The 11,889-nt window shown below is 37.7% G+C and carries 18 protein-coding genes; 1 reads left to right on the forward strand and 17 read right to left on the reverse strand.

The features are described from left to right. Positions 1-42: 42 nt before the first annotated feature. The 3 genes from GQR93_RS10655 to GQR93_RS10665 all read right to left on the reverse strand — a co-directional run bounded on the left by GQR93_RS10655 (position 43) and on the right by GQR93_RS10665 (position 2,476). A complete protein-coding gene (locus tag GQR93_RS10655; protein WP_004466894.1) occupies positions 43-1,203 on the reverse strand; it encodes an ATP-grasp domain-containing protein in 1,161 nt (386 codons plus the stop codon). A 109-nt stretch (positions 1,204-1,312) separates the two neighbouring features. Continuing rightward, positions 1,313-1,885 carry a xanthine phosphoribosyltransferase gene (locus GQR93_RS10660; protein WP_035444683.1) on the reverse strand — a complete coding sequence of 191 codons (573 nt, stop codon included), beginning with the start codon at positions 1,883-1,885 and terminating at the stop codon, positions 1,313-1,315. A gap of 15 nt (positions 1,886-1,900) precedes the next feature. Next, positions 1,901-2,476: a glycoside hydrolase family 73 protein gene (locus GQR93_RS10665; protein ID WP_004466892.1), complete on the reverse strand. Its 576-nt coding sequence runs from the start codon at positions 2,474-2,476 to the stop codon at positions 1,901-1,903. Between the two features lie 220 nt (positions 2,477-2,696). Here GQR93_RS10665 and GQR93_RS10670 point away from each other — a divergent pair, with 220 nt between their 5' ends. After that, positions 2,697-2,978 carry a hypothetical protein gene (locus GQR93_RS10670; RefSeq protein WP_004466890.1) on the forward strand — a complete coding sequence of 94 codons (282 nt, stop codon included), beginning with the start codon at positions 2,697-2,699 and terminating at the stop codon, positions 2,976-2,978. A 63-nt stretch (positions 2,979-3,041) separates the two neighbouring features. Here GQR93_RS10670 and GQR93_RS10675 read toward each other — a convergent pair whose 3' ends face one another. From GQR93_RS10675 to GQR93_RS10740, 14 genes are all read right to left on the reverse strand, one after another. Further along, complete coding sequence (locus GQR93_RS10675; RefSeq protein WP_004466888.1) at positions 3,042-3,638, reverse strand: ECF transporter S component; 597 nt, start codon at positions 3,636-3,638, stop codon at positions 3,042-3,044. A 359-nt stretch (positions 3,639-3,997) separates the two neighbouring features. Beyond that, entirely contained in the window at positions 3,998-4,390 is a 393-nt protein-coding gene (rpsI, locus tag GQR93_RS10680) for a 30S ribosomal protein S9 (protein ID WP_003559561.1), read from the reverse strand. Between the two features lie 13 nt (positions 4,391-4,403). Then, positions 4,404-4,847 (reverse strand): 50S ribosomal protein L13, encoded by a 444-nt coding sequence (rplM, locus tag GQR93_RS10685; protein WP_035444682.1) that lies wholly within the window; start codon positions 4,845-4,847, stop codon positions 4,404-4,406. A gap of 130 nt (positions 4,848-4,977) precedes the next feature. Continuing rightward, positions 4,978-5,745, reverse strand: a complete 768-nt coding sequence (gene truA / locus GQR93_RS10690) for a tRNA pseudouridine(38-40) synthase TruA (RefSeq protein WP_004466885.1) — start codon at positions 5,743-5,745, stop codon at positions 4,978-4,980. Positions 5,746-5,781: 36 nt separating this feature from the next. Then, positions 5,782-6,576 carry an energy-coupling factor transporter transmembrane component T family protein gene (locus GQR93_RS10695; protein ID WP_004466883.1) on the reverse strand — a complete coding sequence of 265 codons (795 nt, stop codon included), beginning with the start codon at positions 6,574-6,576 and terminating at the stop codon, positions 5,782-5,784. Next, entirely contained in the window at positions 6,573-7,445 is an 873-nt protein-coding gene (locus tag GQR93_RS10700) for an energy-coupling factor ABC transporter ATP-binding protein (RefSeq protein WP_004466880.1), read from the reverse strand. Before GQR93_RS10700 ends, GQR93_RS10695 begins: the two co-directional genes overlap by 4 nt. Next, positions 7,415-8,248 carry an energy-coupling factor transporter ATPase gene (locus tag GQR93_RS10705; protein ID WP_004466878.1) on the reverse strand — a complete coding sequence of 278 codons (834 nt, stop codon included), beginning with the start codon at positions 8,246-8,248 and terminating at the stop codon, positions 7,415-7,417. The genes GQR93_RS10700 and GQR93_RS10705 overlap by 31 nt, the downstream gene beginning before the upstream one ends. A gap of 194 nt (positions 8,249-8,442) precedes the next feature. Then, the gene (gene rplQ, locus GQR93_RS10710; RefSeq protein ID WP_035444681.1) at positions 8,443-8,826 is read right to left on the reverse strand and encodes a 50S ribosomal protein L17; all 384 of its coding nucleotides are present in this window, start codon (positions 8,824-8,826) and stop codon (positions 8,443-8,445) included. Positions 8,827-8,854: 28 nt separating this feature from the next. Beyond that, on the reverse strand, positions 8,855-9,805 hold the full coding sequence (locus tag GQR93_RS10715) for a DNA-directed RNA polymerase subunit alpha (protein WP_035444680.1): 951 nt from the start codon (positions 9,803-9,805) through the stop codon (positions 8,855-8,857). 95 nt (positions 9,806-9,900) lie between these two features. Next, entirely contained in the window at positions 9,901-10,290 is a 390-nt protein-coding gene (gene rpsK / locus GQR93_RS10720) for a 30S ribosomal protein S11 (RefSeq protein WP_003559545.1), read from the reverse strand. A 24-nt stretch (positions 10,291-10,314) separates the two neighbouring features. After that, positions 10,315-10,680 (reverse strand): 30S ribosomal protein S13, encoded by a 366-nt coding sequence (gene rpsM, locus GQR93_RS10725; RefSeq protein ID WP_003559543.1) that lies wholly within the window; start codon positions 10,678-10,680, stop codon positions 10,315-10,317. 26 nt (positions 10,681-10,706) lie between these two features. After that, a complete protein-coding gene (gene rpmJ, locus GQR93_RS10730; protein WP_011668476.1) occupies positions 10,707-10,826 on the reverse strand; it encodes a 50S ribosomal protein L36 in 120 nt (39 codons plus the stop codon). Between the two features lie 35 nt (positions 10,827-10,861). Then, entirely contained in the window at positions 10,862-11,080 is a 219-nt protein-coding gene (gene infA, locus GQR93_RS10735; protein WP_003559541.1) for a translation initiation factor IF-1, read from the reverse strand. A gap of 128 nt (positions 11,081-11,208) precedes the next feature. After that, complete coding sequence (locus tag GQR93_RS10740; protein WP_004466875.1) at positions 11,209-11,865, reverse strand: adenylate kinase; 657 nt, start codon at positions 11,863-11,865, stop codon at positions 11,209-11,211. Positions 11,866-11,889 lie beyond the last annotated feature (24 nt).

An 11,889-nucleotide genomic window follows, 5' to 3' on the forward strand; every position in this document is an offset into this window, starting at 1 on the left:
TCTTGCCCACAAACATAAAAAAAGCCGGAAAATCCGACATTTTTAATTTTTCTCATATTTTGATTTAAAATCAATATCATTCCAAATACTGGTTGCTTCGACTTTCATTAGTGTGTCCGAAATTGACTTCGTTGGGATTAAAATATGTCCAATAGAGTCATTGGGATTATCAGTTTTATTTCCATAAAAGGAAAAATGCCAATTTCCTTTTATTACCCACTGTGTCTGCACCCTTTGATATTCTTTTTTTCTAATAGCTTGAAAAACGGTTGGAATGCCAACAATTATTTTGGTTAACGGTAATCCTGCAATTGCACGAATATGTTGCTCAAATTCATTCGTATTAGCTGCAAAATCAAACAAAAAACCAGCAGGACTTAAAATTGGTGCAACCCGATTGACGTAAATCGATCCACTTTTTGCTAAAAAGAGTGATACTTCAAAGGTGCCGACATAATCAATATTTTTGGCAATCTCATTGGTAATTCGATTCATTTCTTTTTCGACACTCGGATCAAGCTTCACGGGTGTAAAGGCTGTCATAATTTGTTCACCATTATATATGACCTCAACAATTGGGAAAACGACTGTTGTACCATCCATTTGACGCGTTACAATGATTGAATAGTCTGTATCGTGCTCAACAAATGATTCCATAATATAAGTCCCTGAATCAAGCAAACCAGATGCTGCAACAATATCGGCTTGATTTTTAATTACCAGTTCTTTGTCCCCCAGCAATCCTCTTTGAATGGGCTTTAAAATTGCCGGATAACCAATTGAATTAATTGCTTGATAAATATCCTCAAGTGTCACAATTGTCGCGTATGGAGCCATATTAATGTTAAGTGTCTCAAAAAAGCTACGCTCAATTAATCGATCTTGAATAATATCCAACAACGAATCACTTTGAGGTACTGAAGTGAACTGTGAAATATAACGGATCACTTCGGAATTAATTGACGGGCTGTTATACACAACAACATCACAGCGCTCTGCAAACATCTTTAGCGTTTGTTTGTCATCCATGGGTCCAATATATTTATAATCGGCTAAACGGATTGTTTTACTATTTTCATTTGAACTATACATGCCAACATTAAAACCCATTTTTTTGGCAAAATAAAGAAGCGTCGGACTACTAATACTGTCACCTAGAATTCCAATTGTCTGGTTAGGGTACAAGATGTTTGCTTCAGCCATGATTTCACTACTTTCATTTCTCGATTACTTAGAATGAGCAGGAATTACTAATTACCTTACTCTAGTTAATAAAACCTAATAACATTAATTCATTGTACTACTTTATTGTCTAGTCAACAAAAGTGACTTTACCATCGTTCAAAGAAGCAATACGGGCAAGAGACTCTAATCGAATGCCTGCCTTCTCGATCAGTGTGTGACCCTTTTGAAAACTCTTTTCAATTACGATTCCGATTCCAGCAACTGAAACATCGGCTAATTTGGCAATCTCCAATAATCCTTGAACAGCTTGTCCATTTGCCAAAAAATCATCAATAATTAAAATTCGGTCATCAGAATTCAAGAAGCGCTTATCAACACTAATATCGTTGCTAACTTGCTTTGTATACGAGTAAACACTGGCCGTATATAAATTATCAGTCAAAGTTAAAGATTTATGCTTTCTGGCAAAAATCAGTGGAACCCCTAAATGAATCGCAGTAGTCAATGCAGGCGCGATTCCAGAAGATTCAACTGTAACTACCTTGGTAACCTTCTCATCCTTAAACAGTCTTGCAAACTCAGCTCCAATTTTGTCCATTAGCTGAGCATCCACTTGATGATTCAAGAAATTATCAACCTTCAATACATTTCCAGGTAATACAGTACCATCCTCTACAATCCGCTTCTTTAATAAATCCATTATTTGCATTCCTTTCTAGTCGTCAAACTGATACAGTTTATAATTCTTTATTAGTGAGATAAGCTTTTCGGTGTACGTTGGGTCCGTTGCATAACCATCTTTTTCCAATCCTTGGGCCGCCTGAACGTAGTTATTTGCCGAAACAACATCCCGATATTGATCAGGATTCCATTTGGTTCCGTATGCAAGTAATTTTGCATGTTCTGCTAAGGAATCATTCCAACTGTCATATACCTCAAATCGTGCTTTAACAGTGACGTACCGCCCATCAACATACTCTTGCGTATCCAAATAAACTGATTTTGTATTCGAACTTTGGGCCTTCACGCCAAACAGATTATTGTACTTGCTGGATAGTTGACTAGTCCCCCAATTAGATTCAAGAATTGCCTGAGCTAACGTCACGCTTGGAAGAACATTGTATTGTCCCTGTAGCAGTTGTGCCTGTGGTGCAAGTTTGTTAATAAATTTACGATGCTGTGCCGCTAACTCACTTCTAGCGTTATCAACTTGATTAGACTCGGGAACATTGGCTGATAATAATCGAAAGCCCAAAATAATAAACAATCCGAATCCAATCAATACCAGCATCACAATTAAATTTGATGTTTGTTTTCGACGTTTCCGTCTACTATTATACTTCGCCAATTCAACCTCAAACTTTCTAACTATTAAAATTAATTCTAACTATATTCATCAATAAAGACAATTACTATTTTTAATAAATAAATAGACTATTCATTATTATTGACAAATTCGACAATATCGGTTATGTTATCATCTGACACTTAAAATCTGGAGATGGAAACCAATGGCTAAAAACACCGAAGTATCAGAAGCGCAATCAAAATTCAATGTTGGTGATGAGGTTTCGTTTAAGATTGAAAAACAAACGTTCAAAGGCTTTATTGATAAAAGCTATACGAACTCATTTTTAATCACATTTGAATCTGATGACCCTGAAATTATTGACAAGTATCACAAGAAAGTTGTCATTAACAACCGTCATTTGAAGTTAATTAAAGCTGCACCTAAGATTAAAGATCCTGACAGCGATAAAGAAGATAAAGATGACAAACCCGCTAAGAAATAATTCTTTTAAAAGGTCACACAACGTATTTTTTCGTTGTTGGCCTTTTTTTCATACCATTATCAACTAGTCCAAGTGCCCCTTTAGAACTTTCTGAAGCGGCAAGGCGATTAAGGGTGTCACAATGCCACTAAAAATAGCTTCAGGAATACCATTTGTTCCAACAACACCAAGTAAATAAGGCATTAATTCTCTGATATTTATTTGATATAGTTGTGGTGCCTTTGCTTTATAAAAAAGATAAATTAATCCTAATACAAAAATTGTATTTGTTAGGGATCCGAGTATAGCGGCTATTGAAACGCCGACTGCTTGTCTTTTGATCCATTTTCTTAGTGCGTGATATGTGACACCTGCGACTACTCCAATCAGGACTCGCGGTAACACTGAAACAAATGGATTGACAAACACAATGGTCGCTAAGGGACTTGTTGGCCAAATATACGCTCGAATAAATGTAATCAACCCCCAGACGCCTCCAATAATAGCGCCATCTCTCGTTCCCATCAAAATTGTAGCAATTGTGACAGTCGCAGAAATAATTGTAATGCTCAATGGACCAATTGGAATATAACCAATCAAAGGAATCGAGGTTTGCAGAATAATAATAGCTATGAACATTGCCAACAAATTAAATCTTAACGTTTTTTTCTTCTCTGCCATTTTCTATCTCCTGTTTAGATGGATATATTATACCAGACAATAACACCGTTTCTTGGTATTAAAAATGAGCTTATATTTTTTTTAGAATATCCCTAAACATTTCCAAGACCAGTTAAATGAATTTTTGAAATATCGTTTCTCAAGCCTCGAAGTGATGATCAAAATACACTCATTTGATACCTTTGTTCCTGTCTTAAATCTTCAAAATTAATACTAACATATAGTGGATCAAATTATTGAAGCATTGGCTTGCTACTTAGTTTACTTTAACAGGTTAACTCATAAACACTAATAAATTAAAGCTAAATAAAAAAGCACCTTCTCTTTGAAGGTGTTTTTCATAATAAATAAAGTAAATATTAACGCTTTGAAAATTGTGAAGCTTTACGTGCCTTTTTAAGACCTGGCTTCTTACGTTCTTTCATTCGAGCGTCACGAGTCAACAAACCTGCACGCTTTAATGGTCCACGGAAGTCTGGGTCAACTGACAGCAATGCACGTGCAATACCATGACGAGTTGCACCTGCTTGTCCTGAAAAGCCACCACCATTAACATTAACTAATGTATCGTAGTTACCAAGTGTTTCAGTAACATTAAACGGTTGTACAACAACCTCACGTAAATTAGCAAATGGAATGTAATCTTCAATTGCTTTATCATTCATAATAATTTTACCAGTTCCGGGTACTAAACGTACACGCGCAACTGAATCTTTACGACGGCCAGTGCCGCGATATTGTACTTGAGCCAAAGTGAGTTCCTCCTTAAATTAGGTTCTTAATGTCTAATGCTTCTGGTTTCTGTGCTTGATGATCATGTTCAGGACCTGCATAGACATGTAACTTCAAACCGATCTTATGACCTAATGTTCCATGAGGAAGCATTCCTTTAACTGAAGTTTCAATAAGCTTTTCTGGGTTCTTTTCACGGAACTCACCAGCTGTCTTTTGCTTTAAACCACCAATGAAACGAGTATGGTGATAATAAATCTTGTTTTTGTCCTTACGACCTGTTAATCCTACCTTACCGGCATTGATAACAATGACATTATCACCAGTATCAACGTTTGGGGTGTAAGTAGGTTTATTTTTACCTTTTAAAATTGAAGCGACTACTGATGAGAGACGTCCTAACGATACGTCTGTTGCGTCAACAACGTACCATTTACGTTCTACTTCACCAGGTTTTGCCATATATGTTGTGCGCACTTTATATTCCTCCAAGTTCTGTGTTTGTTCGACACCAAATAAGTTTCCGGGGCTCATCGTGGGGCAAACAATACCAACTAACATAATACAAATAATTCTGCGGAAAGTCAATTATTTTCCAGTAAAATTGCTAACGTTTAGGCAATTTTGTTGGGTGCTCAGGATCGTCGCCCTCATAGAAGACACGTTTCAAGTAAAGACCGGATGCAGGCATCGTTCTTCGCGCCTGATCACGATCCTTTACTTCAAATAATCTTAGAACATCACTTTCTGGACGCATTCCTGAACCGATTTCAGCTACAACTCCTACCATAATTCGAACCATATTGTACAAAAATCCATTCCCATAAAACTCCAAATGCACTTCATTTTCCGCCTGGTCTAATTTGGCAGATGCCGAATAAATCGTTCTAATATTAGAACGGGCCGTCGATCCAGAAGCAACAAAGCTTGAAAAGTCATGTTCTCCCACTAAATCTGCTAATGCATGATTAACTTTCTCCATATCAATTGGAAATTTCCAATGTCCTGTATAGTTTCTCTTAAATGGGTTTTGAAATTCTCCAAGATACATTCTATAAAAATATTTTTTCCCAGAAACATCATAGCGTGCATGAAAGTCATTACTGACTTTTTCAACTTTCGTAATTTCCATGTCTAATGGCAGCATGCTATTCAACCCGCGATAAATAGCTTCAGTCGATAAATCAAACGGAAAATCAAAGTGAGCAACTTGTGCGACTGCGTGAACACCTGCATCGGTTCTCCCCGAACCATATATAATAATCGGTGGCTCAGGCATTTTTGCCATCACATTGACTTTTTGAGTTAAGACGCCTTCAATTGTTCTTCTGTTAGGCTGTCTTTCGAACCCACTAAAATTTGTGCCATCATACATAAAAGTTATTTTGTAACGACTCGTAATTATGACCAACTACTTTCTAATAAATATAACAACTGCCCCAATAGCTAAAAAAACGAGCCAGCTGATCGTATCTTTTACTTGCCAACGATACTGCCGATATTTAGTCCGATGCTCGCTGTCCGAAAATCCGCGAGCTTCCATTGCTGTTGAAAGATTTTCAGCGTGGTTAATAGCACCTGTAAACAGCGGAACCAGCAATGGAACAGCAGCCTTAACCCTATGTTTTAGACTACCTGACCCAAAATCAACTCCTCGCGCACGTTGAGCATTCATAATAGTTTCCATTTCGTCCATTAGTGTAGGAACAAATCGAAGCGCAATGGATAGCATCAGTGCTAACGTATCAACAGGAAATTTCACTTTTTTCAATGGCTTAAGTATCGTCTGAACACCATCAGCAATAGCCAGAGGAGTGGTCGTTAGTGTTAAAACAGTCGATATCATAATAATCAGTAAAAACCTCATAAAAATGAAGCCACCGTTTATCAAACTTTCATTAGTTACAGAGAATGGACCAAAATGCCAAAGAACTCGCCCACCACTACTAAATAAAATTTGAAGTAAGACGGTAAAAATAATTAACCATATTAATGGCCGAATTCCCTTTAGAAAATACATAATTGAAATACCCGAAAGTAAAATGACAATAAGAATAAGAATAGATAGGATTCCATAAGAAATAAGATTATTTGCAAAAAAAATAATAATAACAAAGTAAAAGCTTAATAGTAGTTTCGATTGGGGGCTCATCTGATGAATCCACGAATGACCGGGAAGGTATCGTCCAAAAATGAAATTACTCATTTGGTATCTCCTTTCCCGACAAGTCTCGCAATTCTATCTGCAAGAGCATCTATTGTTAACGGCAACTGACCAATATTAATCCCTGCTTTTTTTAGCTGTTGTGCAAATTCCGCACTGCTTGGCAAATCTAGTTGCATATCATAAACCCACTTTGGATCACTAAAAACTTGTGCAGGTGACCCAACTTTAACGATTTTACCCTTATCCATCACAATAACATTTGTCGCATAATCAATTACATCGTCCATCTGGTGAGTAATGAGGATAATTGTCATTTGCTTATTTTTATTGAGATACCGAGCAAGATCCATGATTTCTTGATGTCCTCGCGGATCTAATCCCGCAGTAGGCTCGTCCAGTATAAGAATTTCAGGATTCATTGCCAGCACCCCGGCAATTGCAACCCGTCTCATTTGTCCACCCGACAAATCAAATGGTGACTTATCCGCCAATGCTTTATCCAAGCCCACTAAGGCCATTGCACTAAAAGCAGATTTTTTTGCTTCATCATCATTTACACCATAGTTCTTAGGGCCAAACATGATATCTTTTAAAACTGTTTCTTCAAATAACTGTTTTTCCGGAAATTGAAAAACCATTCCGACGTGTTTTCTAAACGCCTTGAGGTTCTTGTTTGTTGTATTGGGATCTATGACTCTTCCTAAGACCTCTAGGTGGCCTTCAGTTGGCTTTAAAAGAGCATTGATGTGTTGAACCAAGGTTGACTTTCCACTCCCTGTATGACCGATTATCGCCGTAAAAGAACCCCTTGGAATCTGAAGTGTAACATTATCTATTGCATTTTGAGCAAAAGGCGTATTTGCCTGATAAGTATGAGTTACTTTGTTGAGACTAATTGCTGTATCCATGCGATTAACTCCTCATCATTCATATATGACTTTTCATCACTAACGCCACGCTCGCTCAAAGCTGCAAGCAGTTTAGATGTATAAGGCGCATCAAGCCCAATTTGTCTTAGCTTGTCCGAATGGGAAAAAATTCCCCGTGGTGTATTCTCATCAATAATTTTCCCATGATTTAAAATAACCACTCTATCTGCACCTGCAGCTTCATCGATGTCATGAGTAATTGAAATGACAGTTAAATGGTTTTCATTCTTAAGTCGTTGAACCAATGCCAAAATTTCTTTTCTTCCACGAGGGTCTAACATACTGGTAGCTTCATCTAAAATGATAATTTTCGGACTAAGGGCTATAATCCCTGCGATTGCAACTCTCTGCTTTTGTCCACCAGATAAATTGGCAGGGATTCGTTCACGAAAATCCCACATTCCCACACTCTTTAAACTTTCTTCAACAATGTCATGCATTTTACTACGGTCAACCAACTGATTCTCCAAGCCAAAGGCAACATCATCCTCTACTGTTGCGCCAACAAATTGATCTTCTGGATTTTGAAAAACAATTCCTATTTTGCTTCGAACGTTATAGATATTTTGATCGTTTACTTGTAATCCATCAACCGTGATGTGTCCCTCATTTAAAACAATTAGCCCATCAATTAATCTGGCCAGTGTACTTTTCCCACTTCCGTTTTGACCAATGATAGCCAGCCACTCTCCCTCATGAACATCTAAGGATAATTGATCAAACAGTAACGGTTGGTCTGGATAATTATAAGAAATCTTGTCTACTTGAATTATATCTTTCATCAAATTGACCTCATATTTTTTGGCATCATTTTATGTACAAAAAAATCACTAACAAGTGATTAGTGCGTGGAATTTATTCCACATTCAAACTAGACTAGAGATTTATCAATCCCACCATCATAACGTTCTATACCAAAAACCTGAGTGATTCTCGTGAAAATGTGACAATTATGCTTAGAAAAATAAATGAAAATTTAGTCTACTAATTCTAATACGACCATAGGTGCACCGTCTCCACGACGTGGCATAGTCTTAAGAATCCGTGTATACCCACCATTACGATCTGAATACTTAGTAGCTAATTCTCCAAATACTTTTTGCAATGCAGTAGTGACAGTAATGTCATCGCCATCTTCCTTAACATCAGCAACCACATTACGAACAAATGAAGCAGCTTGACGACGAGCGTGTAAATCACCGCGCTTACCAAGTGAAATCATCTTGTCGGCAGTAGAACGTACTTCTTTGGCTCTAGCTTCGGTAGTGATAATTTGACCATGAATAATCAATTCAGTGGTTAAATTACGAAGCAATGAGCGTCGATGTTCACTGGAACGTTGTAATTTCCGATAACTCATTTCCGGTTGTCCTCCTTTATAAAATTAATTAATCTTCTTTACGAAGTGAAAGGCCCAAAGCAGCAAGCTTTTCTTTTACTTCTTCAAGTGACTTGCGTCCAAGATTACGAACCTTCATCATATCAGCTTCTGTCTTTTCAGTAAGTTCTTGAACAGTATTAATGCCAGCACGTTTCAAACAATTATAAGAACGAACAGATAAATCAAGTTCTTCAATTGTCATTTCCAGCATTTTTTCTTTATGGGTTTCTTCTTTCTCAACCATGATTTCGGTATTCTTAGCTTCATCAGTTAGGTCTACAAACATTTCTAAATGTTCAGTTAAGATCTTGGCTGCCAAACTAACCGCTTCACTAGGTGTGATAGAACCGTTAGTCCAAATATCCAAAGTTAATTTATCAAAATCATCGCGTTGACCAACCCGCGTACTTTCAACCTGATAGTTGACACGTTCGATTGGGGTATAGATGGAGTCGACAGGAAGAACACCAATTGGCATCTCAGTAGCACGTTTCTTATTTTCAACAGCAGAAACGTAACCTCGACCTCTGTTGGCTGTTAACCGCATATGGAAAGTAGCACCTTCAGCAACAGTAGCAATATGCAGATCAGGGTTGAGGACTGTCACATCACTGTCGCCTTGAATGTCACCGGCAGTAACATCAGCAGGGCCAATTACATCAATTTCCAAGTTCTCTTCTTCGTCTTCTGGTCCATCCAATTTCAACGAAATTTTCTTAACATTCAGGATGATCTGGGTAACATCTTCAACAACGCCTTTAATCGTTGAGAATTCATGAAGAACATCATCAATTTGGATACTGGTTACAGCAGCACCCGGCAGTGATGACAACAATGTGCGGCGAAGTGAATTGCCGAGAGTAGTCCCGTAACCTCTTTCGAGTGGTTCCACAACAACCTCACCAAAGTTCTTTGTTTCTTCAATTTTATGAATGTTAGGTTTTTCAAATTCAATCATTCTTATCATTAACCCCTTTCAAAACGCGTGAGTCCATGTGCAATATATCAATACGTATAGGCAAAATAAACATCACTATATTGAATCAATAAAAACTAAACTCGACGACGCTTTGGAGGACGAGAGCCATTGTGAGGTACAGGTGTAACATCACGAATAGCTGTAACTTCCAAACCTGTAGCTTGAAGTGCACGAATTGCAGCTTCACGGCCAGAACCTGGACCCTTAACAGCAACTTCTACAGACTTCATACCATGTTCCATTGACGACTTTGCAGCAGCTTCAGCAGCCATTTGAGCGGCAAATGGTGTTGATTTACGACTTCCACGAAAACCTAAAGCACCTGCTGATGACCAGGCAATTGCATTACCTTGAGTATCGGTAATCATAACTAAGGTATTGTTAAATGTCGAATGAATATGTGCAACACCTGAAGCAATATTCTTTTTAGTCCGACGTTTACGACTTGACTTCTTGTTTACCATAAAAACAGATGACCTCCTTTATCTTTATTTTCTTCTGCCTACTCCAGCAGTTGCCTTTCCCTTACGAGTACGGGCATTATTCTTTGTGTTTTGACCACGAACAGGCAAACCACGGCGATGACGCATACCACGATATGAGCCAATTTCTTGGAGTCGCTTAATATTCATGCTAACTTCACGTCGTAAGTCACCCTCAATTTTAAGGTCACTAACAATCGCACGAATTTTATCCTCTTGATCGGGAGTTAAATCGCGGACACGAACATCTTCAGAAACACCTGCTTGTGCAAGAATCTTTTCTGAAGTGCTTGTACCAATACCAAAAATATAAGTTAATCCGATAACAATTCGCTTGTCACGGGGTAAATCGATTCCGGCAATACGAGCCATTTAGTACACACCTCCTGTTTTAAGTTCTACTTTCCTTGGCGTTGTTTGTGCTTAGGGTTTGCTGAGCAAATCACCATCACACGGCCTTTTCTTTTGATTACTTTACAATGTTCACACATTGGTTTTACTGATGGTCTTACTTTCATTTTTAAACCTCCTCAAAAAATGATGAAGACAATAACTACTTAAATCGATAAGTAATTCTTCCCTTTGTTAAGTCATAGGGCGACATTTCAACAGTAACCTTATCTCCAGGAAGAATCCGAATATAATGCATTCGGATTTTACCGGAAACATGAGCTAAAATCTCATGTCCATTTTCAAGTTCAACTCGAAACATTGCGTTTGGCAATGTTTCGACAACTTTTCCTTCTACTTCAATAACATTATCCTTAGCCACTAATTAACACCTCCAAAATTAAATTAGATTGAATTAAAATATAAGCGAGCTTGACAAACCTTTGACAGTTTAACACATCCATTATATTTCATCAATCCAATAGACTCAACACCTAATCTATGGAGTGTTTACAGTGTACTCAAGATTTTATCAACATCCTGCCAAACTTTATCAATATCTTGATCACCATTAACATTAAACAGCAAGTCCCGATCTTTGTAATAAGAAATCAGTGGCGTATTCATTTTAACATTAACTTTCAAGCGATTCTTAACAGCCTCGGGTTTATCATCATCCCGTTGATAGAATTCGTGGTGACCGCAAATATCACAGGTTCCATTAACTTTAGGCATATGGTACAACTTATTATAAGTGGCACCACAGTTCTTACAAATAAAACGTGCAGTTAGTCGATTAGTTAAAATTTCTGGATCAACATCGATGTTGATAACAGCAGACAAGGGTTTCCCCAACTCGTCTGCCATATCTGCCAATGCATCCGCCTGTTCTTGAGTTCGAGGATACCCATCTAGTAAAAAGCCTGGCTGAGTATCATTATGAGAAAGTCGTTCTTTAACAATCCCATTAGTAACTTCATCAGGAACTAAATTACCTTTGTCAGTAAACGACTTAGCCTTTAAGCCCAGTGGCGTTCCGTTTGAAATTGCTTCGCGAAACATATCCCCAGTTGAAATATGTGGGATCTGGTACTTGTCAACAATAAATTGAGCCTGAGTACCCTTACCAGCACCAGGCAATCCCATTAAAATTAAATTTAATGCCATCAATTTTTCCTCCTTGTTCGATGT

The organism is Lentilactobacillus hilgardii (genome assembly GCF_009832765.1).
GTDB classification, from domain to species: domain Bacteria; phylum Bacillota; class Bacilli; order Lactobacillales; family Lactobacillaceae; genus Lentilactobacillus; species Lentilactobacillus hilgardii.